The organism is Streptomyces sp. NBC_00083 (assembly GCF_026343295.1).
Classification (GTDB): domain Bacteria; phylum Actinomycetota; class Actinomycetes; order Streptomycetales; family Streptomycetaceae; genus Streptomyces.
This window is the reverse complement of the sequence record NZ_JAPELY010000005.1, coordinates 366,055-389,470: the sequence shown is the minus strand read 5'-3', so window position 1 is coordinate 389,470 and position 23,416 is coordinate 366,055. Positions and strand designations below refer to the sequence as shown.

21 protein-coding genes and 1 tRNA gene are annotated in these 23,416 nt (G+C 70.9%); 10 read left to right on the top strand and 12 right to left on the bottom strand.

Annotated features, from left to right (window positions below):
- Positions 1 to 26: 26 nt before the first annotated feature.
- Genes OOJ98_RS34370 through OOJ98_RS34360 form a run of 3 tightly spaced genes read left to right on the top strand, consistent with a single transcriptional unit; the run spans position 27 to position 3,040 of the window.
- Positions 27 to 1,478, top strand: coding sequence for an ATP-binding protein (locus tag OOJ98_RS34370; protein WP_267059056.1), 1,452 nt, complete (start codon positions 27 to 29; stop codon positions 1,476 to 1,478).
- A gap of 3 nt (positions 1,479 to 1,481) precedes the next feature.
- Complete coding sequence (locus tag OOJ98_RS34365; protein WP_267059055.1) at positions 1,482 to 2,300, top strand: response regulator; 819 nt, start codon at positions 1,482 to 1,484, stop codon at positions 2,298 to 2,300.
- Positions 2,297 to 3,040 carry a hypothetical protein gene (locus OOJ98_RS34360; protein ID WP_267059054.1) on the top strand — a complete coding sequence of 248 codons (744 nt, stop codon included), beginning with the start codon at positions 2,297 to 2,299 and terminating at the stop codon, positions 3,038 to 3,040. Before OOJ98_RS34365 ends, OOJ98_RS34360 begins: the two co-directional genes overlap by 4 nt.
- Positions 3,041 to 3,299: 259 nt before the next feature.
- Here the strand turns inward: OOJ98_RS34360 and pknB are convergent, their stop codons facing one another.
- The 6 genes from pknB to OOJ98_RS34330 all read right to left on the bottom strand — a co-directional run bounded on the left by pknB (position 3,300) and on the right by OOJ98_RS34330 (position 11,439).
- Complete coding sequence (gene pknB / locus OOJ98_RS34355) at positions 3,300 to 5,318, bottom strand: Stk1 family PASTA domain-containing Ser/Thr kinase (RefSeq protein WP_267059053.1); 2,019 nt, start codon at positions 5,316 to 5,318, stop codon at positions 3,300 to 3,302.
- Positions 5,319 to 5,506: 188 nt separating this feature from the next.
- Positions 5,507 to 6,976 carry a penicillin-binding transpeptidase domain-containing protein gene (locus OOJ98_RS34350; protein ID WP_267059052.1) on the bottom strand — a complete coding sequence of 490 codons (1,470 nt, stop codon included), beginning with the start codon at positions 6,974 to 6,976 and terminating at the stop codon, positions 5,507 to 5,509.
- Positions 6,973 to 8,394, bottom strand: a complete 1,422-nt coding sequence (locus OOJ98_RS34345) for an FtsW/RodA/SpoVE family cell cycle protein (RefSeq protein ID WP_267059051.1) — start codon at positions 8,392 to 8,394, stop codon at positions 6,973 to 6,975. Before OOJ98_RS34345 ends, OOJ98_RS34350 begins: the two co-directional genes overlap by 4 nt.
- Before the next feature lie 26 nt (positions 8,395 to 8,420).
- A complete protein-coding gene (locus tag OOJ98_RS34340) occupies positions 8,421 to 9,896 on the bottom strand; it encodes a Stp1/IreP family PP2C-type Ser/Thr phosphatase (protein ID WP_267059050.1) in 1,476 nt (491 codons plus the stop codon).
- 129 nt (positions 9,897 to 10,025) lie between these two features.
- Entirely contained in the window at positions 10,026 to 10,562 is a 537-nt protein-coding gene (locus OOJ98_RS34335; protein ID WP_267059049.1) for an FHA domain-containing protein, read from the bottom strand.
- Between the two features lie 10 nt (positions 10,563 to 10,572).
- Entirely contained in the window at positions 10,573 to 11,439 is an 867-nt protein-coding gene (locus OOJ98_RS34330) for a DUF3662 and FHA domain-containing protein (RefSeq protein ID WP_267059048.1), read from the bottom strand.
- Positions 11,440 to 11,816: 377 nt separating this feature from the next.
- Between OOJ98_RS34330 and OOJ98_RS34325 the strand changes: the two genes are divergently transcribed.
- The 4 genes from OOJ98_RS34325 (at position 11,817) to OOJ98_RS34310 (ending at position 15,109) form a co-directional block, all read left to right on the top strand.
- Positions 11,817 to 11,899, top strand: a tRNA-Leu gene (locus tag OOJ98_RS34325).
- Between the two features lie 368 nt (positions 11,900 to 12,267).
- Positions 12,268 to 13,743: a DUF2252 domain-containing protein gene (locus OOJ98_RS34320; protein ID WP_267059047.1), complete on the top strand. Its 1,476-nt coding sequence runs from the start codon at positions 12,268 to 12,270 to the stop codon at positions 13,741 to 13,743.
- 91 nt (positions 13,744 to 13,834) lie between these two features.
- Positions 13,835 to 14,719 carry a J domain-containing protein gene (locus tag OOJ98_RS34315; RefSeq protein ID WP_267059046.1) on the top strand — a complete coding sequence of 295 codons (885 nt, stop codon included), beginning with the start codon at positions 13,835 to 13,837 and terminating at the stop codon, positions 14,717 to 14,719.
- A gap of 45 nt (positions 14,720 to 14,764) precedes the next feature.
- Positions 14,765 to 15,109 carry a rhodanese-like domain-containing protein gene (locus OOJ98_RS34310; RefSeq protein ID WP_267059045.1) on the top strand — a complete coding sequence of 115 codons (345 nt, stop codon included), beginning with the start codon at positions 14,765 to 14,767 and terminating at the stop codon, positions 15,107 to 15,109.
- Between the two features lie 94 nt (positions 15,110 to 15,203).
- On the opposite strand, the gene OOJ98_RS34305 is transcribed toward OOJ98_RS34310, so the two are convergent.
- The 6 genes from OOJ98_RS34305 to paaA form a co-directional block, all read right to left on the bottom strand.
- A complete protein-coding gene (locus OOJ98_RS34305; RefSeq protein ID WP_267059104.1) occupies positions 15,204 to 16,352 on the bottom strand; it encodes an acyl-CoA dehydrogenase family protein in 1,149 nt (382 codons plus the stop codon).
- Positions 16,353 to 16,704: 352 nt separating this feature from the next.
- A complete protein-coding gene (locus OOJ98_RS34300) occupies positions 16,705 to 17,757 on the bottom strand; it encodes a 2Fe-2S iron-sulfur cluster-binding protein (protein WP_267059044.1) in 1,053 nt (350 codons plus the stop codon).
- Positions 17,758 to 18,261 carry a 1,2-phenylacetyl-CoA epoxidase subunit PaaD gene (gene paaD, locus OOJ98_RS34295; protein WP_267059043.1) on the bottom strand — a complete coding sequence of 168 codons (504 nt, stop codon included), beginning with the start codon at positions 18,259 to 18,261 and terminating at the stop codon, positions 17,758 to 17,760.
- Complete coding sequence (gene paaC, locus OOJ98_RS34290) at positions 18,255 to 18,974, bottom strand: 1,2-phenylacetyl-CoA epoxidase subunit PaaC (RefSeq protein ID WP_267059042.1); 720 nt, start codon at positions 18,972 to 18,974, stop codon at positions 18,255 to 18,257. The genes paaD and paaC overlap by 7 nt, the downstream gene beginning before the upstream one ends.
- Positions 18,971 to 19,258, bottom strand: coding sequence for a 1,2-phenylacetyl-CoA epoxidase subunit PaaB (gene paaB / locus OOJ98_RS34285; protein WP_267059041.1), 288 nt, complete (start codon positions 19,256 to 19,258; stop codon positions 18,971 to 18,973). The genes paaC and paaB overlap by 4 nt, the downstream gene beginning before the upstream one ends.
- Positions 19,255 to 20,244, bottom strand: a complete 990-nt coding sequence (paaA, locus tag OOJ98_RS34280; RefSeq protein ID WP_267059040.1) for a 1,2-phenylacetyl-CoA epoxidase subunit PaaA — start codon at positions 20,242 to 20,244, stop codon at positions 19,255 to 19,257. Before paaA ends, paaB begins: the two co-directional genes overlap by 4 nt.
- A 135-nt stretch (positions 20,245 to 20,379) precedes the next feature.
- On the opposite strand from paaA, the gene OOJ98_RS34275 reads away from it, so the two are divergent.
- From OOJ98_RS34275 to OOJ98_RS34265, 3 genes are all read left to right on the top strand, one after another.
- Positions 20,380 to 21,306 carry a DUF5819 family protein gene (locus OOJ98_RS34275; RefSeq protein ID WP_267059039.1) on the top strand — a complete coding sequence of 309 codons (927 nt, stop codon included), beginning with the start codon at positions 20,380 to 20,382 and terminating at the stop codon, positions 21,304 to 21,306.
- A 245-nt stretch (positions 21,307 to 21,551) separates the two neighbouring features.
- Complete coding sequence (locus OOJ98_RS34270; protein ID WP_267059103.1) at positions 21,552 to 22,724, top strand: HTTM domain-containing protein; 1,173 nt, start codon at positions 21,552 to 21,554, stop codon at positions 22,722 to 22,724.
- Entirely contained in the window at positions 22,721 to 23,404 is a 684-nt protein-coding gene (locus tag OOJ98_RS34265) for a TrmH family RNA methyltransferase (protein ID WP_267059038.1), read from the top strand. Before OOJ98_RS34270 ends, OOJ98_RS34265 begins: the two co-directional genes overlap by 4 nt.
- The last annotated feature ends 12 nt before the right edge of the window (positions 23,405 to 23,416 follow it).

The following is a 23,416-nucleotide window of genomic DNA, read 5'->3' as shown; positions in this document are numbered from 1 at the left end:
CGCAGGACGACACGGTGGGGTGGCACATGGACGGTACGGACAGGCGCGCGGACCTGCGCTGGGTGACGGCGGTGCGGGCCCTCGACAGTCTCCATCGCACCACCGCGTGGCTGCGCTGCGCGAGCACCGCCGTGCTGTGGGCGTCGCTGGCCTGGACGCCGCCGTCCGCGCGCACGCACAGCGCGCTCGCCCTGCTGCTCGCGACGACCGGAGCACTCCTGTCCCTTCTGCACGCCCATCCGGAGGCCAGGGCCCGCCTCGAGGACTTCGGCGAACGGCTGCCCGTGGTGTACCGGCTCTTCGACCACCTCGACAGCACCCGGGGGCGGGCCACCTTCAACCTGCCGGGCCTCGCGGAGGGGTTCGGCATGGCGGTGATGGGGCTCGCCCTCGTGGGACCGTTCGGGCCGGACGGCCCCGGCGTCCCGGTGACGACCGTCCAGCTGTGCGCCGTCATGGTCTTCGTGACCCTGGTCTTCGTCAACATCGTGTGCGACGCGGGCTATTACGCGCCGTCCCAGCACGTGAAGCTCGGCCCCGACCGCAGCGCGGGCGCCGCGGACGCACTCCTCGTCCTGCTGCGCAGGCTGATCCCCGTCGGCGCGCTGCTGATCGCCGGGACCCTGTTCGTCCCGGACTGGACGGCCTCCCTCACCGCCGTCCCCCGCGCGGCCCGGATCTGCGCCGTGCTGGGTGTGGGCGCCGTCGCCGTCGTGTGGTGGTCCTTCGACCGGGTCCTCGACGCGGCGGTCACCACCGCCGTCGACATCGAGCGCGGGGTACGCGACGCCGCCTGCCGCGACCTGCACAGCATGTCCAAGACGGCCGTGTCGATGGCGGTCGAGGCCGAACGCAGCGACCACTACGAACGCGCCGAGGTACGCGGTCTGCTGCGCGAGGCGCTGGTACGGATCGAGGAGATGCGGCTCGACTGGCTCGATCCGGGGCGGGGGCCCGGCGGCACCGTGGGGACGCTGTGGGAGGCGGTGCTCTGCGTCCTTCCGCACAAGCTGCGTGAGCGCTGCGAACTGGACCCGGCGAGCGCCCTGCTGGTGCTGCCGTCCACCGACTACCAGCTCGCCCGCCGTGTCCTGTCCGACCTGGTGGCCAACGCCGTGCAGGCGGGCGCCCTGAAGGTGGTGGTGAGCGTGCGCCTCGGCGGCGCCGACGACCCCCGGGGCGGCCACGTGGTGCGGATCCGGGTCACGGTGGCCGACGACGGGCCGGGGATGCGCCCGGACGCACCGGGGCAGCACAGCAGCCTCGTCGTCCTCAACCGTGATCTGGACCGCTACCAGGGCTCCGTGGAGTTCGCGGCACGCGCCGGCGGCGGCACCCGTGTCGTCGCCGACTGGTACTCGCAGCGCCCCGCCGACCAGTGGCCGGCCGAGAAGCGGCGGCCGGCCCCGGCCGCGGCACCCCCCGCCCAGGTACCGCGCCAGGCATCCGTCCCAGCAGCCCTCCGAGAAGGTGAGTGAGCGATGCGTGTACTCGTGGTCGACGACCAGTGGATCGTCGAATCGGCCGTGGCCCGCGCCCTGGCCCCCGCCGATCACGTCGTGATCGGTGTCCGGTCCCCGGAGGAGCTGGCCGCGCGGTTCGCCACCGACCGCGACTTCCAACTCGCCTTCGTCGACCTCGACTTCCTCCACGAGTCGACGAGGTCCGGGCTGGCCGCCCTGGAGGAGTGCGCCAAGGCGGGCGTGCCGGCCGCCGTCATCACCGCCGACGGCGAACACAACCGGATCCTGCACCTGCTGGCCGCGTTCGAGTTCTACCCGGACACCCTCACCCTGCTCTCCAAGCACGGCGCCGAGAAGGACATGCGCGAGATCGCCGGCGCGATCGCCTACGGCCACCATCCGCTGCCGGGCGCGTCGTTGAGGTTCCGGCCGCCGCGCCGCGGCCCCTCCTGGATCCACAGCCTCGTCCGCCAGCCCGGACATCTCGCGCTGTGGCGTGCGGCCGCGAGCCACGACCGGCACGCGACGATCATCCAGGCGACCGGGGTCAGGACGCGCTCCCTCTCGAACTTCCTCGAGCAGTCCGCCGAGGCCGTGCACCGGCTGCAGCACGCGTTCTTCGACACCCCGCTGCCCGACGACGAACCGGAGGCGGGGACCCGCAAGAAGCACCTCCAGGTGGTGACCGCGTTCGCGCAGACCTACGCCCGGTTCTTCAGCGACCCGGACGTCGAGCGGCTGGTGCACGACATGTGGGGGACCGAGGGTCGCCAGGAGGGCCAGGGACGCGCGGCAGGGGTGCACCGCCGCGCGTCCCGCGCCGGGGACGGGGCATGACGCCGTCCGCCGCGGCCGGATGGCGGCCCTTCGTGGCGCCCGCCCTGGAGCACGGCCCCGCGTGGGCGTTCCTGGCCTCGTTCGCCGTGAGCCCCGGTGTCCCGGCGCTGCTCGCCCTCGTCCTGGAACGGCGCTTGCTGCGCCCGCGCCACGAGTTCACCGCGTTCCTCTACGGTGACCCCGCGCTCGCCGTGTCCTGTGCGGCCGGTGTCTGGCTCGCCGGGGCCCCGGGGGCCTCGGTGCCGGTCGCGGGGTGGCCCGCGGTCGCGGTGCTGGTGCTGCCCCTGGTGTTCGGCGTGTGGCAGGCCCGGTCGGAGCTGCGGGCCGGCCTGTACACGCGGGCGCAGCTGCTCTCCCCGACGAAGCTGTGGCACCAGGTCGTCGTCTACCCGGTGTTGACCTATCTGGTCGGCGGCGCGCTCCTGAGGGGGATCGCGTCGGGCGCCGGAGGGGCGGCGCGGTGGGCGGCGCCGGCCGTGATGGCGGGCGGTTTCCTGTTCTGGGTCGCGGCCAACGTCCGTGACCGCCGCCGGCCCCGGGTGGGTCATCCTCCGTACGACTGGCGCCGGTTGAGGCCGCTGGCCTCGATGGATGCGATGGTTCGGCCCGTCGATGCGAAGGTTCGGCCGAGTGGCGCGATGGTTCGCACGGCCGGTCGCGATACCTGCGCCGAGGCCCTGCGCAACACTCCCGGCGCCGCGCGAAACACTCCCGGACCGGATGCGAACCAGCGCTCCTGACCTGGCGAAACAGTGAATGCCCTACCCCGCGCCCTGCGCCATCGTGGTCGAGGAAGCAAGCCAAGGACCAGGCGGGGAAGGCGACATGGAAACCTATCTGATGGTGCTGGAAGTCATCGGTGTCTATCTCACGCTCGCGGTGGCGGTGCGCGAGGCGTGGCGGCGCAAGCGCCGGTAGCGCGCGAGCACCTCGAACGCGACCGAGCCCCGGCTCCCTTGTGGGGGAGCCGGGGCTCGGTGCTGGGCGGGCGGTGGTGGCCTAGCCGAAGGGCCAGCTTCCGCCGCCCCCTCCGTTGTCGTTCCCGCCGTTCCCGCCGCCTCCGCCACCGATCGTGGTGAGGGTGACCGGCTGGTTCGGGTCGGCCATGGTGCCGCCGCCCGGCGTCACGCTCAGGACGTGGGCCTTGTCGTCGTTCGAACTGCCCGCCGCGAACTGGATGTTGCTGAAGCCGGCGTCGTTCAGCGTCTGCGTGGCCTTCTTCACGGTCATCCCGAGCAGGTTCCCGGGGATCTGCGCCTGGGTCGGCGGCGTGGGCGTCTGCGGGCCCTTGGAGACCCGCAGCACGATCTGGACGTCCTTGGCCTGCGGGGTGTTCCCTGTCGGCGTCATCGAGACGACCTGGTTGAGCGGCTTGTCGTTGTCGACGTCCTGGCGGGAGACGTTGGTGAAGCCGAGCGCACTGAGCTGCTGGACGGCGACGGTGTAGTCCTTGTTCGTCACGTCGGGCAGGTTCGTCGTCTGCTTCTTGGCGACCGTCAGCGTGACCGTCGAGTTCTTCTGGGCCTGCGAGCCGCCCGCCGGGTCCTGCTTGTCGACCGTGCCGGGGGCCGAGCTGGACTCGACCTCCTTGGTCTTCACCTGGAAGCCCTTGGCCTGGAGCAGCTGGGTGGCGCTGTCCTTGTCCTTCTGCGTGACGTCCGGGACCTCGATCTTGGGCGCGCCCGTGGACACGGTGACCGAGATCGTCTCGCCCTTCTTCATGGTGCCGCTGGCCGGGGACTGGGAGCAGACGTTGCCCTCGGGCTGGTCCGCGCAGGGCTCGTTCTTGTCCACGGACATCTTGACGCCGGCATTGGTCGCCAGCTTCTCGGCGTCCCCCTGGCTGCTGCCCACGAGCTGGGGCACGTCCAACGAGCTGCTGTCGGCGCTGTTGCTGAAGACCGCCTTGCCGATCAGGATCGCGCCGACCAGGACCAGGACACCCGCCAGGACCAGCAGGATCGTCGAGGTGTGGGACTTCTTCTGGCGCCGCCGGCCGGGCCGGTCGTCGTAGCCGTAGCCGCCGTCGTCGGGGTTGACCGGCGGCAGCATCGAGGTCTGGGCGCCGCCCGAGTCCGCCTGACGCAGCGCGGTCGTCGCATGGTCGTTGCCGTAGCCGTCGTACCCGTTGCCGTTGCCGTAGCCGACCGCGCCGAGGGAGGCGGTGGCAGCGACCGGCTGGCCGTCGAGATAGGCCTCGATGTCGGCCCGCATCTCGTCGGCCGACTGGTAGCGGTAGTCCGGGTCCTTGACCAGGGCCTTCAGGACGATGGCGTCCATCTCGGGCGTGATCTCGGCGTCGAAGTTGGAGGGCGGCTGCGGCTCCTCCCGTACGTGCTGGTAGGCCACCGCGACCGGGGAGTCCCCGATGAAAGGGGGCCGGACGGTGAGCAGCTCGTACAGCAGGCAGCCCGTGGAGTAGAGGTCGCTTCGCGCGTCGACCTGCTCGCCCTTGGCCTGCTCCGGGGAGAGGTACTGGGCGGTGCCGATCACGGCGGCGGTCTGCGTCATCGTCATGCCGGAGTCGCCCATGGCGCGGGCGATGCCGAAGTCCATGACCTTGACCTGGCCGGTGCGCGTCAGCATGACGTTGGCCGGCTTGATGTCGCGGTGGACGATGCCGTTGCGGTGCGAGTACTCCAGGGCCTGGAGGATGCCGATGGTCATTTCCAGGGTGCGCTCGGGCAGCAGCTTGCGCCCGGAGTGCAGCAGCTCACGCAGGGTCGAGCCGTCGACGTACTCCATCACGATGTACGGGATGGAGACGTTGTCGACGTAGTCCTCGCCGGTGTCGTAGACAGCGACGATCGCCGGGTGGTTGAGCGATGCGGCGGACTGGGCCTCACGGCGGAACCGGGCCTGGAAGGACGGGTCGCGGGCGAGGTCGGCCCGCAGCGTCTTCACGGCGACGGTGCGGCCGAGCCGGGTGTCGTGCGCGAGGTAGACCTCCGCCATGCCACCACGGCCGAGCACCTGGCCCAGCTCGTACCGCCCGCCGAGGCGACGCGGCTCTTCCATAGCTAATCCAGCCCTCTCCGTCTGTCCCGACCGTACCCATGGGTGGTCCGGCGGTGTGCTGTTCGCGCATACGCTACCGGGCACCGCAAGCCGATCAGCTCGCGGCCGTCACCTGATACCGGACCGGTACAGGGCACGTGTGATGTTTCACGTGAAACGAGGGGCTGTTTCACGTGAAACAGCCCGGATCACTTCTTGCTGTCGAGTACCGCCTTCATGACGTCCCTGGCGACGGGGGCCGCGAGCTTGCCGCCCGCGATGTCGTCACGCGTCGTGTCGGAGCCTTCGATGACCACGGCGACCGCCACCGGGGAGCCGTCCCCCGTCTTGGCATAGGAGATGAACCAGGCGTACGGGTTGCCCTTGTTGTCCACGCCGTGCTGGGCGGTACCGGTCTTGCCGCCGACGGTGACGCCGTCGATCTGGCCCGCCTTGCCGGTGCCGTCGGTGACCACGAACTCCATCATCTTCTGGAGCTTCTGCGCGGTGGCGGCCGACATGGGCTGGCTCATCTGCTCGGGCTGGGTCTTGGAGAGCACGTCCACATTCGGTGCCTGCAGCTGGTCGACCATGTACGGCTTCATCAGCTTGCCGTCGTTGGCGACCGCCGCGGCGACCATGGCCATCTGGAGCGGGGTCGCGCGGTTGGAGGCCTGCCCGATGCCGGACATGGCGTTCTGCGGGCGGTTGTCCTTGGGGTAGACGCTGGCGGCGGTGCGGACCGGGTTGAAGATCTCCTTGTTGAAGCCGAACTTCTCGGCCTCCGCTTTCATCTTCTCGTTGCCCAGGTCCGCGCTGATCTTGCCGAAGACCGTGTTGCAGGACCACTGGAGCGCCACCTTGAGCGTGGCGTTCTCGCAGGGAATGTTGCCCTCGTTGTTCAGCGGCTTGTGGTCGGTGTCCGGCAGGATGTACGGCACCGGCGACCTCGTCGGATCGTCGATGCCCGAGTACAGCCCGTTCTCCAGCGCTGCCGCGGCGGTGACCACCTTGAAGGTGGAGCCCGGCGGGTAGGTCTGGCGCAGCGCCCGGTTCAGCGTCGGGTCGTCCGGGTCGGCCTTCTTCTGCAGGGCGTTGTAGGCCGCGGAGTCCTTGTTGCTGTTGCCCGCGAACGTGGACGGGTCGTACGACGGCGTGGAGGCGAGCGCCAGGATCGCGCCGGTGCGCGGGTCGATGGCGGCGACGGCGCCCTTCTTGTTCCCCAGCCCGTCGTACGCGGCCTTCTGCGCCTTGCTGTTCAGGGTGGTGATGACATTGCCACCCTTCTTCTTGTCGCCGGTGAACATCGACATCGTCCGGTCGAAGAAGAGCCGGTTGTCGGTCCCGGAGAGGATGCCGTCCTCGATGTTCTCCAGCTGGGTGGCGCCGAACGCCTGCGAGGCGTACCCGGTGACCGGCGCCCACATGGGGCCGTCCTTCCAGGCCCGCTTGTACTTGAAGTCCGTGCCGTTCGTCTCCGTCGAGCCGGTGATCGTCTGACCGTCGGCCGTGATGATGTTGCCGCGCTCGTGGGCGAACCGCTCGATCTGGACCCGGCGGTTGAAGTCGTTGGCGTTCAGCTCGTCGGCCCGGACGTACTGGAGCCAGTTGTCGCGGATCATCAGCGAGAGGATGAGCAATCCGCAGAAGATCGCGATCCGGCGCAGGGGCTTGTTCACGGGCGGACCACCTGGGTCATCTCGGCGTCGGGGGACGGGGCGGGTGCCGGGGCGGGACGGCGCGCGGTGTCGCTGATCCGGATCAGGATGCCGATCAGTGCCCAGTTGGCGATGACGGAGGAACCGCCCTGCGCGAGGAACGGCATGGTCATACCGGTCAGCGGGATGAGCCCCATCACACCGCCGGCCACCACGAAGACCTGGAGCGCGAACGCACCGGACAGGCCGATCGCGAGCAGCTTGCCGAACGGGTCGCGGGCGGCGAGCGCGGTGCGCACGCCCCGCTCCACGATCAGGCCGTAGATCAGCAGCAGGGCCATCATCCCGGCCAGGCCCAGCTCCTCGCCGACGGTGGAGAGGATGAAGTCGGCGTTGGCGGCGAAGCCGATCAGGTCGGAATTGCCCTGGCCGAGACCGGTACCGAGGGTGCCGCCGGAGCCGAACGACATGATCGCGTCGCCGATCTGCTGGCAGGCGCCGGTCTTGTCGGTCTTGTAGCAGGCGAAGGGGTCGAGCCAGGCGTTCACACGCGACTGGACGTGCGGCTCGAAGGAGGCCACCGCCACCGCGCCGACCGCCGACATGACCAGACCGAACACGATCCAGCTGGTGCGCTCGGTGGCCACGTACAGCATCACGACGAACAGGCCGAAGAAGAGCAGCGAGGTGCCGAGGTCGGTCTCGAAGACCAGGATCAGGATCGACAGCGCCCAGATCACCAGGATCGGACCGAGGTCACGGCCGCGCGGCAGGTACAGGCCCATGAAGCGGCGGCTGGCCAGGGCCAGCGCGTCGCGCTTCACCATGAGGTAGCCGGAGAAGAAGATCGCGATGATGATCTTGGCGAACTCGCCGGGCTGGATCGTGCCGAGGCCGGGGATCGAGATCCAGATCTTGGCGCCGTTGACCGCCGGGAAGAACATCGGCAGCACCAGCAGGAACAGCGCCGCGGCCATCGAGATGTACGTGTAGCGCTGCAGGATGCGGTGGTCCTTCAGGAGCAGCAACACGCCGATGAACAGGGCCACACCGATCGCGGTGTACAGCAGCTGATGAGGGGCGTCGGGCGAGAACTTGCCCCACGCCAGCTTCGAGCGCTGGATCAGCCGCGGCGACTGGTCGAGCCGCCAGATCAGGACGAGCCCGAGCCCGTTGAGCAGCGTCGCGAGCGGCAGCAGCAGCGGATCGGCGTACCGGGCGAACTTGCGCACCACCAAGTGCGCCACACCCGCCATCAGGCCGAGGCCCAGACCGTATCCGAGCATGCCGGAGGGAAGCTTGCCGGTCATGGCAAGCCCCACATTGGCGTACGCGAACACCGGAATGGCCACTGCGAAGATCAGCAGGGCCAGCTCGGTGTTGCGGCGGCTCGGTGCTTCGATCGCGCCGATGGTGGTCGTGTTGGTGACAACGCTCATGGTGTGGAAAGGCCCCCTACGGCTGCCTACTGCTTACCGCACTGCGAGACCAGCTTCTGCTCGTCCTCCGAGAGGCTGGGGCCGGGTGTGGGAGATGCGGTGGTGGTGGTCTTGGACGGGGCGCCGGTGGCACCCGCGGTGGGCTTCGCGGAGTTGTTGTTCTCCGCGGCGCGGCGCTCCTCCTCCTTCTGACAGGCGGACGCCTGCGTCGCGAACTCCTGGATCTTGGCCTGCGCCTTGTCGAGGCTGCTCGCCGCGATCGTCGAGTCGATCTGGTTCTGCTGGTACTGCGGGAGGTACTTGAGTTCGATCTTGGGGTAGTCGGTCTCCACCTTGGAGAGCTTCACCCACGCCAGGTCCTGGCTGATGCCCCGGTACAGCGCCACATGCGGAGCGCCGTCGCTGTTGGTGCCGATGTAGTACTGCGTCTGCGTCCAGCGGTAGCCGCCGTACAGGCCGCCGGCGACGACCGCGAGGGCCAGCACGATGAAGAAGGATCTGCCGATCCACCGGTTCTTGCGGCGCCGGCTCGGCTTCACGAAGTCCTCGTCCGTGTACGAGCCGAAGGCGCCCTCGGGCGGATTGCCGTAGCCGCTGTCGTCACCGCTGCCGGGCGGGCCGAAGCCCCCCGGGGGCGACGGCGCGGGACGGCCGAGCCCGGAGGCGCGGCCCGCCGGCGTCTGCATGGCGCCGTCGTCGTTCAGCTGGAGCTGGTTCTCGGCGACCGCGCCGACGATCACCGGGGTGTCGTTGAGCTGCCCCGCCAGGGTGTCCCCGGCGTCGACGTCGAGCACATCCGCGATGATCACCGTGATGTTGTCGGGGCCGCCGCCGCGCAGCGCGAGCTGGATCAGCTCCTGCACCGTCTCCTGCGGGCCCTGATAACTGGCGAGGGTCTCCTCCATCGTCTGGTGGGAGACCACGCCCGACAGACCGTCGGAACAGATCAGGTACCGGTCGCCGGCCCGCACTTCACGGATCGACAGATCGGGCTCGACATGGTCGCCGCTGCCCAGCGCGCGCATCAGGAGCGAGCGCTGCGGATGGGTGGTGGCCTCTTCCTCGGTGATGCGGCCCTCGTCGACCAGGCGCTGCACCCACGTGTGGTCCTGGGTGATCTGCGTGAGGACGCCGTCGCGCAGCAGATAGGCGCGCGAGTCGCCCACGTGCACCAGGCCCAGGCGCTGGCCCGTCCACAGCAGAGCGGTGAGCGTGGTGCCCATCCCCTCCAGCTGGGGGTCCTCCTCGACCATCATGCGCAGCTGGTCGTTGGCCCGCTGCACGGCGGTGCCGAGCGAGGTCAGGATGTCGGAGCCGGGTACGTCGTCGTCGAGCGTGACCAGGGTGGAGATCACCTCGGAGGAGGCGACCTCACCGGCGGCCTGACCCCCCATGCCGTCCGCGATGGCGAGGAGACGAGGACCGGCGTAACCGGAGTCCTCGTTCCCCTCACGGATCATGCCCTTGTGCGATCCGGCGGCGAAACGCAGGGACAGACTCATGCGCACCTCGCCCGTCGGCTCGGGGTACGGCCGGTCATGTCGAGCCACACTGCCCACCCTCCGGTCGGGAGCCCGCCCCGGTCCCTGGGGACCGTCGCGGCTCGCTCGCTCCGCTCGCTCATTGTCGTACTACTTCCGCAGCTCGATGACGGTCTTGCCGATGCGGATCGGTGCGCCCAGCGGAACCGGGGTCGGGGTGGTGAGCCGGGTCCGGTCCAGATAGGTGCCGTTGGTGGACCCGAGGTCCTCGACGATCCAATTGCCGTCCCGGTCCGGGTAGATCCTGGCATGGCGGCTCGACGCGTAGTCGTCGTCCAGGACGATCGTCGAATCGTGCGCCCGGCCCAGCGTGATGGTCTGGCCCTGGAGGGCGACCGTCGTGCCGGTGAGGGTGCCCTCCGACACGACCAGCTTGGAGGGGGCGCCGCGGCGCTGCCGCCCGCCGCCGCCCTGCTGCTGGCCGCGCTGCGGCGGCGGCGTCGCGGCAGCGGCCTGCTGCCGGCCGGTCTGCTGCTGCCGGTTGGCTTCATTGCCCCTGCGCGAACCGCGCTGGGTGACGCGCGTGCCGAACAGATCACTGCGAATGACCTGAACGGCCACGATGACGAACAGCCACAGTACGGCGAGGAAACCCAACCGCATGACCGTGAGGGTCAGCTCTGACATTGCCCCCGCTTCACCCTTCGGCTTGCCGGTAAACGATGGTGGTACTGCCCACGACGATCCGCGAGCCGTCGCGGAGCGTAGCGCGGGTGGTGTGCTGCCCGTCCACCACGATGCCGTTGGTGGACCCGAGATCCTGGATCGTCGGGGGCGTTCCGGTCCGGATCTCACAGTGCCGGCGCGAAACGCCGGGATCGTCGATCCTCACGTCCGCATCGGTGCTGCGGCCGAGGACCAGGGTCGGGCGGGAAATCTGGTGGCGGGTGCCGTTGATCTCGATCCAGCGCCGCATCTGACCGTGCCCGCCCGGCATCGGCCCGGGGGCCGCCGGACGGCGGTCGGCGGGCGAACCGGCGGGACGGCCCGGAGGCGGCGCCGCAGGCATGGGCGGCGCCGACCCGGCGGCCGGCGGGTAGCCATAGCCGCCACGGGCGCCCTGAGGCGCCGCTGCGGGCCGCTGCGGGCCACCGGGGCCGGGACCCTGGCCGCCGCCCTGCTGGTCGGTGCTGGACGCGAGCGTGCGGCTGCGCACCCGGTACAGACCGGTGTCGAGGTCCTCGGCCTTCTCCAGGTGCACCTTGATCGGGCCCATGAAGGTGTAGCGCTGCTGCTTCGCGTAGTCGCGCACCAGGCCGGCCAGCTCGTCGCCGAGCTGCCCCGAGTACGGGCTGAGCCGCTCGAAGTCAGGAGCACTGAGCTCGACGATGAAGTCATTGGGGACGACCGTGCGGTCCCGGTTCCAGATCGACGCGTTGTTGTCGCACTCGCGCTGGAGCGCGCCGGCGATCTCGACGGGCTGGACCTCGGACTTGAAGACCTTCGCGAAGGTGCCGTTGACCAGGCCTTCGAGCCGCTGCTCGAAACGCTTCAGGACTCCCATGGGGCACCTCCTCCGTCGTTGCCGTCCTGGTGATGCTGCCGGTTCTGCTCCGGGTCACTCTCTTGGTACTGCTTACTGATCGTATCCACGCGTCGGGAAATCGGCTGGTTCCCCTTCTGTGCCCTGTGGACGAGTGTCACCTCTCACACGCACCCTTCGTACGGATCGTAGAGGTGGCTTCCCGACAGTGTCCCGCACCCGGGTCGCACTGTGGAGGAGCGGGTAACCATGCCGGGGGTTGCCTCTCCGCGATCTGTCCCTCCCCACCAGGGTCGCCGCAAACAACGGATGTGAATCCACCCTGTCCAGCGTGCTAATCTTCTCGACGTCGCCAGGCAATCGCACCGAAAAGTGAGAGAGCCCAGCACACCACTCTTGCGCGAGTGGCGGAACGGCAGACGCGCTGGCTTCAGGTGCCAGTGTCCTTAGGGACGTGGGGGTTCAAATCCCCCCTCGCGCACAAGTCGGAAGCCCCGCAGATCCCCGGATCTGCGGGGCTTCCTTCGTATGTCGTGCGTGCCATGCGGATGCCGGGCCGACCCCTGCCCGCCCGTACCCTCCCGTGCGTCCTGTTGCTCACTCCGGTCCTCCGTGTCCTGGGCCTCCGCGGGCCGTTCTCCGCTCTGTGTCATATGTCGCGTCGCGGGCCGCGCAAACCCGAGGAGCGCAGGATGCCGCGGCAGTTTCACGTGAAACAGCCGCTCAGAGAGTTATCCACAGGGCAAGACGGGTTTCCGCCAGCGCCTGTACCGTCAGGGGCAGTTGAGCTCCCGACGGGGGCAGGGCAGCGCCCCACGAGGGCGCACGCGACGGGGGAGGCGGCACGCCATGGGAGAGATCGACACGATGGTCCCGGCACCACGGGCCGGGACGAAGGACGGTCGGGGCGGCCAGGGGCGGATTCCCGACGTCCCCGGATTCGCCCGCCGCCCCCACGCCTCCGGCGCGGGCCACCACAGCGCACAGCCGTCGCCCAAGGCCGCGGGAAAGGCCCTGCGGGACCGGATCCCGCGCGCCGCGCACGACTCGCTGATCCTGGCCGCCGACCGGCCCGACGCCGTCCGCGCGGTGGAGGAATCCAACGCCGGCCGGGTGCCCGAGCTCACACCGATCCGCGTGGGCCGCATGGCCGCCGGCCCCTTCGCCTTCCTCCGCGGCTCCGCCGGACTCATGGCGCACGACCTGGCCGGCACCCCCGTCACCGGAGTCCCCGCACAGATCTGCGGTGATGCCCACGCCGCCAACTTCGGGCTGTACGGCGACGCACGAGGCAGCCTCGTCATCGACCTGAACGACTTCGACGAAACGGTGACCGGTCCCTGGGAATGGGATGTGAAACGGCTCGCCGCCTCCCTGGTCCTGGCCGGCCGCGAAGCGGGCGCCGACGAGACCACCTGCCGCGCCGCGGCGTTCGACGCCGTCGGGGCGTACCGCCGCACCATGCGCCTCCTCGCGAAACTGCCGGCCCTCGACGCCTGGAACGCCATAGCCGACGAGAGGCTTGTCTCCCACGCCGACGCCCATGACCTCATCGGCACCCTGGACCGCGTCTCCGAGAAGGCCCGCAACAACACCAGCGCCCGCTTCGCCGCCAAGGCGACCGACCTGACCGAGGACGGCAGCCGCCACTTCGTCGACGCACTGCCCGTGCTGCGCCGCGTCACGGACAGCGAAGCCACGGCCGTCGCCGCCTCGCTCCAGCAGTACATACAGACGCTCCCCGAAGACCTGCGGCCACTGCTCGCCCGCTACGCCATCCACGACGTCGCCTTCCGGGTCGTCGGCACCGGAAGCGTCGGCACACGGTCCTATGTGGTGCTGCTCCTCGACCACCGGGGCGAACCCCTCGTGCTCCAGGTCAAGGAGGCCAGGCCCTCCGTCCTGCTGCCCCACCTTCCGAAGGAGATCGTCCAGTCCTCCGACCCCGGGCATGAGGGGCGGCGCGTCGTGCTCGGGCAGAAGCGGATGCAGGTGGTCAGCGACATCCTGCTCGGCTGGACGACCGTGAACGAACTGCCTTATCAGGTACGGCAGTTCAGGAACCGCAAGGGAAGTGTCGATCCGGCCGCGCTCGCCGCCGGCCAGCTTGACGACTACGGGCGCATGACGGGCGCGCTGCTCGCCCGAGCCCACGCCCACAGCGTCGACCCCCGGCTGATAGCCGGTTACTGCGGCAAGAACGAGGAGCTGGACACCGCGATGGCCGCGTTCGCGGTGACCTACGCCGACCGCATGGAGGCCGACCACGCGGCCCTGACCGCCGCCGTGCGCGCCGGGCGGCTCCCGGCGGAGACAGGCGTGTGAGCAGCGGGGGGTGAGGGGGAGGGCGGGGAGGGTGGGGGGAGGGGGAGGGGAGGGGCCCCCACCCCCGCCCCGCCGCCCGTACGCTGGACCGGTGACGGACGAAGCTGCCGGCGGTACGACTGCCCGGAACGAGGACCCGCTGACCACCCCGGTAGCCGCGGGAGGCGAGCCGGGCGCGCCGTCGGGCGGGCCGGGCGGGGCCGAGCGGCCCGAGGCCCGGCTGGAGCGCGCGGTGCGGGCGGCCGAGCAGGCGTTGATCGAGTTCGAGATCGCGGTGGAGACCTTCCGGGTCGAGGTGGAGAACTTCTCCCGCCTCCACCACCAGAGGCTCGGCCCGATGTACGCGCGGCTCGACGAGCTGGACGCGCAGATCGCCGAGGCGAGGGCGGTGCTGAGCGGCGACCCCGAGGATCTGCGCAAGGCGCAGGACGCGCGGGCGGCGGTCATGCCGATGCCGGGGGTCGAGGAGCTCTTCCACGACTGGATGGACTCCGACGGCCTCTCCCCCGAGGCCGCGTCGATGCTCACCGATCAGCCGGTGCGTCCGCCCAAGCGGGTCCGGCCGAGCGAGGAGGTGCGCAGGCTCTACCGCGAGCTGGCGCGCAAGGCGCATCCGGATCTGGCGCAGGACGACACGGAGCGGGCCCGGCGGGACGAGTTCATCGCCCGGGTCAATGCCGCGTACGGGCGCGGTGACGAGGCGCTGCTGCGGGAGCTGGCCGAGGAGTGGGCGGCCGGACCGGTGCCGCCGGAGGCGCTGCCCAGCGAGAGCGATGAGCTGTACGCGCGGCTGGAGTGGCTGAGCCGGCGCAAGGAGCTTCTCGCGCTGGTCGCCCGTGAGCTGGAGGACAGCGCGATCGGTTCGATGCTGCGGATGGCGCCGGACGATCCGGACCGGCTGCTTGAGGAGATCGCGGAGCAGTTGCTGGCCGAGGTGGCCGGTCGCGAGGCGGAGCTGGCGAAGCTGGTGCAGTAGCGTTCACAAGGACCTGCCGGGTTCGTACGAGAGAAGGCATGACCCATGAATTTCGCCCAGCTGCCCTCGGTGGACGTCGCCGAGGTGCCGGCCGACGCCCTGGTCCTCGATGTCCGTGAGGACGACGAGTGGGCGGCGGGGCATGCCGAGGGCGCGCTGCACGTGCCGATGAGCGCGTTCGTGGCGCGCTTCGGTGAGGTGACGGAGGCGGTCGCGGACGGGCGCCGGGCGTATGTGATGTGCCGGGTCGGTGGGCGGTCCGCGCAGGTCACGCAGTACTTGGTGCAGCAGGGCATCGACGCGGTGAACGTCGACGGCGGCATGCAGGTGTGGGAGGCAGCGGGCCGCAAGGTCGTCGACGCGCAGGGCGCGCCGGGCACGGTCGTCTGACGGACCCGGCCGGCCCGGCCGACCGGACCGTCGCTGCGTGGTCCTGCCGAGCCGACCGGACCGTCGCTGCATGGTCCGGCCCGGCCCAGGGTGGTCAGGCCCAGGTGGTCTGGCCGAGCGGGTGCGCGGCGAGGAGGTCGCCGAGGGCCTCCTCGTGGGCGGCGGCGGGGCCGAGGGAGAGTTCCAGCTGCTTGGCCCAGGCGTGGTAGCGGTGCAGTGCGTAGTCGGTGTCGGCGCCGAAGCCGCCGTGCAGGTGCTGGGCGGTCTGGACGACGCGGCGTACGCCTTCGGACGCCCAGATCTTGGCGACCGCCACGTCACCGGCGGCGGGCAGTGCGCCGGGGGCGTCGGTGCTGATGCGCCAGGCGGCCTGCCAGAGGGTGGCTTCCATGGCGCGCAGGTCGATGTAGCGGTCCGCGGCCTGGACGGCGACTGCCTGGAAAGTGGCGACCGGGTGGCCGAACTGCTCGCGTTTTCCGGTGTATTGGCTGGTCATGGCGAGGACGGCCTCGCCGAGGCCCAGGGCCAGGGCGCAGGTTCCGGTGGCGAGGAGCCGGTGCAGCCATTCCCAGGCGCCGTCGGTTTCGATGACCGCGGACGCGGTGAGCGGTACGCCGTCGAGGTGGAGTTCGGCGAAGCGTTCGCCGCTAGTGGAGACCTGGTCGGCGAGGGTGACGCCCTGGTGGTCGCGGGGGATCAGGGCCAGGACGGTGTGGCCGTCGGCGGTGTGGGCGGGCACGGCGACGCGGTCGCAGGTCTGGGCCCAGGGCACTCCGGTCTGGGCGCCGTCCAGGGTCCAGTGGTCGCCGTCGCGGCGGGCGGTGACGGCGAGTTCGGCGCCGTCGTGGCCGGTGCGGCCGTTGGCGGCGACGGTGACGACGAGGTCGCCCCGGCCGATGGCGGGCAGCAGTTCCCGGCTCAACTCGCCCTGTGCGTACCGCTGTACGGTCAGGGCGACCGCGCTGGTTTCGAGGAGCGGCACCCGGGCGAGGACCCTGGCCGATTCGCGCAGCAGGAGGCAGAGGGCGATGGGGTCGAGGCCGGCTCCGCCGTACTCGGTGTCGATCACCAGGCTCAGCAGGTCGGACGCGGCGAGCTTGGCCCACAGGGCGCGGTCGAAGTCGTCGGCGACGGCGCCCGCGGTGAGGGCGGGGCTGGGTACCGCGTCGGGTGCGACGCCGGCGAAGACGGCTTGAGCGGCCTCGACGGCTGCCCGCTGCTCCTCGGTGAAGGTGAAGTCCACGGCCTTGTCCTCCCGCATGCACCGGTTCTGTCCGGGGTGGGGCGCTCGCATCGCGCCGCGAACGGCGCTTGCCCCTACCGGATCTGACGGATCGTCAAGATAGAACAGGTTCTACGGGATGGGAATGGGCGCGCCCCACCGGCCGCCCCGGGTTCCGGACCGGCGGGAACCGGACAGTCACAGGCCGAACAGTCATGGGCCGATCAGCCATGGGCCAGACAGTCATGGGCCGGCCCGGCAGGAGCCGGCCCGGCCCGGGACCACGGTGTAGGCCACCACGCAGGGGCAGCGCGCCACGTAAGGGCACTGCGCCGCAGGGGCACTGCGCCACGAGAGCAGTGCGTCACCTGCCTCACCGGTCGAAGTCGAGCTCCACCTCTCCCGTGGCGGGGTGCGACTGGCAGGCCAGTACGTAGCCGGCCTCCGTCTCCTCCGGCTCCAGCGCGAAGTTGCGCTCCATTCGCACCTCGCCCTTGACCAGGAAGGCCCGGCACGTCCCGCACACCCCGCCCTTGCAGGCGTACGGCGCGTCCGCGCGGGCGCGCAGCACCGTTTCCAGGAGCGATTCGCCTTCGCGCACCGGCCAGTTGCCGGAGCGGCCGTCGAGCGTGGCGGTGAGGGTGGCGTGCGAGGGTGCGGTCGCGGCGGCCACCGGGGCGGGCGCCGCGTCCACGTGGAAGATCTCCTGGTGGATGCGGTTGCGGTCGACGCCGAGCCCGCGCAGCGCCCGCTCGGCCCCCTGGACCAGGCCGAAGGGCCCGCACAGGAACCAGCCGTCGATGTCGGCGACGGGGAGCAGCGCCGGAAGCAGGGTGTCGAGCCGCTCGCGGTCGAGGCGGCCCGAGGGCAGCCCGGACTGCTGCTCCTCCCGGGACAACGCGGTGACCAGTTGGAACCGTTCGGGGTAGCGGTCCTTCAGGTCGGCGGTCTCTTCGAGGAACATCGTCGACGCGGCGCTGCGGTCGCTGCGTATGAGGCAGAACCGTGCCTCGGGTTCGCGGGCGAGCAGGGTCGCCGCGATCGACAGGACCGGGGTGATGCCGCTGCCTCCGACGACCGCGGCGAAGTGGCCGGGGCGCGGGGGCAGGACGAAGCGGCCCATCGGTTCCATGACGTCGACCGTGTCGCCGACGGACAGTTCCTTGAAGGCGTACGTGGAGAACGCGCCGCCTTCCACGACCCGGATGCCGACGCGCAGCACCGGCTCGTCCGGCGCTTCCACGGCGGGGGCGCAGATCGAGTAAGTCCTGCGGATCTCCTCGTCGCCCACGGTGCGGCGCAGGGCGAGATGCTGGCCGGGGAGGTGCCGGTAGGCCTCGCGGAGTTCGGGCGGCACGGCGAAGGTGACGGCCACCGCGTCGTCCGTGAGCCGCTCGACCTCGCTGACCCGGAGCGGATGGAACATCTACAACTCCTTGAAGTGGTCGAACGGTTCACGGCAGGACACGCAGCGGCGCAGCGCCTTGCACGCGGTGGAGGAGAACCGGCTGAGCAGCTCGGTGTCGGTGGATCCGCAGTGCGGGCACCGCACCGACAAGGTGAGCGCGACCGGGCCCTCCGCGGTGTGCGGGCGCGGGGGCGCTATGCCGAACTCGGCGAGTTTGCGGCGCCCTTCGGCGCTGATGTCGTCGGTCGACCAGGCGGGGAGGAGGACCCGGACGACGGACACCTCGGGGATGCCGTGGTCGTGCAGGACGCGCTCGATGTCCGAGGTCATGGTCTCGACGGCGGGGCAGCCGGTGTAGGTCGGGGTGAGCTCGACCCGCACCTTGCCGGGGGCTTCCACGTGGAGGCCGCGCAGCACGCCGAGCTCGTCGAGGGTCAGGACCGGCAGTTCGGGGTCGGGGACGGAGCCGGCGAGGCGGCGCAGTTCGCTCTCCAGCGGGGTGGGGCGGGTGTCGGTCACCATGACGCCCCCGGGTGGCTGCGGTGCAGGTGCTGCATTTCGGCGAGCATCCGCCCGAAGGATTCGGTGTGCAGGCCCTGCCGGCCTGCTCCGGCCGCCCAGGCGCCGGTGCGGGGGCCTTCGGGGACGGTCAGGGTGGCCCGGCTCAGGATCGTCGTCACCGACGCCGTCCACCGCGCGTCCAGGCCGGCCCAGTCGATGTCGAGGCCGGGGACGGGCTGGAACATCTCGCCGGTGAACCGCCACAGCGCGTCGCAGGCCTGCTGCATCCGCCGGTGGCTCTCCTCGGTGCCGTCGCCCAGGCGCAGTGTCCACAGCTCGGCGTGGTCGCGGTGGTAGTCGACCTCCTTGACCGCCTTCGCCGCAAGGCCGGTGAACTCGCCTTCCAACGCGGCCAGTTCGCCGTAGAGCAGGTGCTGGTACGTCGAGAAGTACAGCTGGCGCGCGATGGTGTGGGCGAAGTCGCCGTTCGGCTGCTCGACGAGCTGGAGGTTGCGGAAGGACCGCTCCTCGCGGAGGTAGGCCAGCTCGTCCTCGTCGCCGGCCTGCGAGAGCAGGATCCGGGCCTGGCCGAGCAGGTCGAGGGCGATGTTGGCGAGGGCGACCTCTTCTTCGAGGACGGGGGCGTGGCCCGCCCACTCCCCCAGCCGGTGCGACAGCACGAGCGCGTCGTCGCCGAGGGCCAGGGCGGCGTCCGTCGAGACGAGGGCGGTCACAGGTGCTTCACCCCTTCGGGGATCTCGTAGAACGTCGGGTGGCGGTAGGGCTTGTCGGCGGCCGGGTCGAAGAACGAGTCCTTCTCGTCGGGCGAGGAGGCGCTGATCGCCGTGGACGGCACGACCCAGATGGAGATGCCCTCCGACCTGCGGGTGTAGAGGTCGCGGGCGTTGCGCAGGGCCATTTCGGCGTCGGGCGCGTGCAGGCTTCCCGCGTGGGTGTGGGAGAGCCCGCGGCGCGAGCGCACGAACACCTCCCACAGCGGCCAGTCGTGCGTGCTCATGCCGTTGCCTCTCCGTTCGCGTGCTGCGCTTGCTGCTTGGTGGCGTAGGCGGCGGCCGCGTCGCGGACCCAGGCGCCTTCCTCGTGGGCCCGGCGGCGCTGGGTGATCCGCTGCTCGTTGCAGGGGCCGTTGCCCTTGAGGACCTCCCAGAACTCCGTCCAGTCGATCTCGCCGAAGTCGTGGTGGCCGCGCTCCTCGTTCCAGCGCAGCGCCGGGTCGGGCAGGGTGAGCCCCAGTGCTTCGGCCTGGCCGACCGCGATGTCCACGAAGCGCTGGCGCAGGTCGTCGTTGGAGTGGCGCTTGATCTTCCAGGCCATCGACTGCGCGGAGTGCGCCGACGCGTCGTCGGGCGGGCCGAACATCATCAGGGAGGGCCACCACCAGCGGTTCACCGCGTCCTGCGCCATGGCGTGCTGTTCGGGGGTGCCCTGGGACAGGGCGAGCAGGAGCTCGAACCCCTGCCGCTGGTGGAAGGACTCCTCCTTGCAGATGCGCACCATCGCGCGGGCGTAGGGCCCGTAGGAGCAGCGGCACAGGGGGACCTGGTTGGTGATCGCCGCGCCGTCCACGAGCCAGCCGATCGCGCCGACGTCGGCCCAGGTCAGGGTGGGGTAGTTGAAGATCGATGAGTACTTCTGGCGGCCCGAGTGGAGCTTGTCGAGGAGTTCGTCGCGGCCGGTGCCGAGCGTTTCGGCGGCGCTGTACAGGTAGAGGCCGTGGCCCGCCTCGTCCTGGACCTTCGCCATCAGGATCGCCTTGCGGCGCAGCGACGGGGCGCGGGTGATCCAGTTCGCCTCGGGCTGCATGCCGATGATCTCGGAATGGGCGTGCTGCGCCATCTGGCGCACCAGCGAGGAGCGGTACTCCTCGGGCATCCAGTCGCGCGGCTCGATGCGCTCGTCCGCTGCGACGGCCGCGTCGAACACCGCCTGGTGCGACGCGCCGGTCTCTGCGGCTGCCGTGGCTGTCGCGGTCACTCCGGTCATTCAGGCCCCCTGCCGAGCTGCTGTGCGGTGGTCCGCCAACCGACCGATCGTTCGGTCCAGTGACTTCAATGGTGAGTCGACGGCCCGTAGGGTGTCAACCCTGTGGATAACTCAGCGGGTGCCGATCGGGGCGGGATGGATTCGTACGAGAACGGGGCCAGTGCCGGAGGCAAGGCCGAGGAAAGTGCGTCCGAGCAGGTCGGAGCGGGTGCGGACGGCTCCGGGGGCCGGGCGGCAACCGGTCCGGCGGCCCCGGCGGGTACCGAATCCCACCCGGAAAACGCCGCCGCGTCCGGCGTAACCGAGGGCGGCGTTTTCGATTCCGCTGCCACCCAGGACGGACATACCGCCACCCGCTCGGCCCACGGGACCGCCCCCGCCGACGGCGACGCCGGGCCCTCGCAGGGAATCGCCGGGCTCCCCCTGCGGTACCAGGTGGTGGCCGCCGTCGGGCTCGCGCTCGTCGCGGTGATCGCCTGCGTCCACATCGGCATGGTGTTCCTGCACGTCGCACCGTCCAACACCGTCAGCAAGCAGTACGGCACCGCGGTGGACGACTGGATCTACCCCGAGTTCGAGCAGAACTGGAAGCTCTTCGCGCCCAATCCGCTCCAGCAGAACATCGACGTCCAGGGGCGCGCCGAGATCAAGTTGCCGGACGGCAGCACCAAAACCACCGACTGGATCGACTTCTCGGCGCAGGACGGCGCGGCCATCCGCCACAACCCGCTGCCCAGCCACACCGAGCAGAACGAACTGCGCCGCGGCTGGGACTTCTTCGTGGGCTCGCACACCGACGACAACAAGCCGAACGGGCTGCGCGGCGAGCTCTCCGAGCAGTACCTGAGGCGCATCGTGATGCTCCGGCTCGGCGCGCACCGTGACGGCGGCACCGTCGACCGGATCCAGCTCAGGTCCATGACGACCTCCGTCAAGGGCCCCTCGTGGAGCGACGAGAAGACCGACACCCGGCCGTCCTACCGGGTGATCCCCTGGTGGACGGTGGGCCCGGCCGACCTGCCCAAGGGCGCCGGCGACGCACGCACGGAGGCGAAGCGGTGACCCCGTACGACCACGACGACGCGGCCGACCGCCCGGCGCAGCCCTCCTGGCAGGCCCGCGCCCCGGAGGCGAACCCGGCCCCCGCTACGGGACAAGCCCCGGCCCCGGCCCCCGCCACGGCACAGGCCCCGGCCCCCGGCCCGGTGAAGATCCCGGCCCGCCCCGGCGCCACCGTGCCGCACCCGGCCCGCACCCAGGGCGCCGCGCCGTCGCCGGCCGGCGACGAGACCTGGGCGGCGCGCGCCGTGCGGGTCGCCTCGGCCGCCTCCCTCGGCCCGTACCAGAGCGCGGTCGTGCGGATCGGGTTCTCCGCGACCTGGCTCTTCTTCCTGCTGCGCGAACTGCCCAACCGGCGTGAGCTGTACGGCCCGGACGGCCCCTGGAGCTGGGACCTCGGCAACCGGCTGGTGGGCGGCAACCACGCGTTCACCGCGCTCCTGTGGAGCGACAGCACCGTCTGGTTCGAGCTCGTGTACGCGCTCGCCCTCGTGTCCAGCGTGCTGATGATGCTGGGCTGGCGCACCCGCACCATGTCCGTCGTCTTCATGATCGGCGTGCTCTCCCTGCAGAATCGCTCCGTCTTCGTGGGGGACGGCGGTGACAACGTCATCCACCTGATGGCGATCTATCTCGTCTTCACGCGGTGCGCCCAGGTCTGGTCGCTGGACGCACGGCGCGCGGCGCGCGCGGCCGCCCTCGGCCGGGACGCCCGCGACCGGGCCGGCCCGGTGCTGTGGGCGGTGTGCGGACTCGCGCTCCTTGCCGGCACCTGGCGTACGTCCGGGTCCGGCGTCCTCGGCGGCGGCGAGTGGTGGCTCTGGGTCGTGTTCTGGGGCATGTGGGCCGTGCAGGGGCTGTGGTGGGCGGTGCGCCGCTACGCCGACGCCGACGCACGGGCGCTGCTCGACGTCCTCGCCAACCTCGTGCACAACGCGGCCATGGTCGTGATCATGGCGGAGGTCTGCCTGGTCTACGCGACCGCCGGCTGGTACAAGATCCAGGGCAGCCGCTGGCAGGACGGCACCGCGCTGTTCTACCCGCTCAAGCTCGACTACTTCTCGCCGTGGCCCGAACTCTCCTCCCTGCTGGGCACGAGCGGGGTGATCGTGATGCTGCTCACCTATGGAACGGTCATGGTGCAGGTGGCGTTCCCGTTCACGCTGTTCAACCGGCGGGTCAAGAACGTGCTGCTCGTGGCGATGATGCTGGAGCACGCCGGAATCGCGGTCCTGCTGGGCCTGCCGTTCTTCTCCCTCGCGATGATCGCCGCCGACGCCGTGTTCCTGCCGACGTCGTTCCTGCGCGGGCTGGGCGCGTACGTGGGCCGGCTGCGGCGGGACGGGCGCCTTCCGGGCCGGCGCGGAGAGCGCGGGCAGGGGGCGGACGAGGTCGAACGGCCCCGTACGCTCGTGGGGTGAGCAGCACCGAGCAGCCGGCCCCCGCCGAGGACACCGCCGGCGACCCCATCCAGTACGACGAGGGGTTCGGCCCGGCCGAAATCGGCGTGGGACCGCACCCGCTGCCCTGGCCCGAGGGCGACCGGTACGACCCGGAGCTGCTCGCCCACGGCGACCGGCGCAATGTCGTCGACGCCTACCGGTACTGGACGCGTGAGGCGATCGTCGCCGACCTCGACACCCGGCGGCACGACTTCCATGTGGCCGTCGAGAACTGGGGCCACGACTTCAACATCGGCTCCGTGGTGCGCACCGCCAACGCGTTCCTCGCCCGGGAGATCCACATCGTGGGGCGGCGGCGCTGGAACCGGCGCGGCGCCATGGTCACCGACCGCTACCAGCATGTGCGCCACCACCCGGACACCGAGTCGCTCACGGCGTGGGCGCTGGCGGAAGGCGTGCCGATCATCGGCATCGACAATCTGCCCGGCGCGGTGCCACTGGAGCGGACCGAGCTTCCGCGCCGGTGCGTGCTGCTCTTCGGGCAGGAGGGCCCGGGGCTCACCGAGGAGGCGCGCGAGCACGCCCATATGGTGTGCTCCATCGCCCAGTTCGGCTCCACGCGCTCCATCAACGCGGGCGCCGCGGCGGCCATCGCGATGCACGCCTGGGTGCAGAGGCACGCCGTCGTCCCCGACTGACGCGCCCCCGCC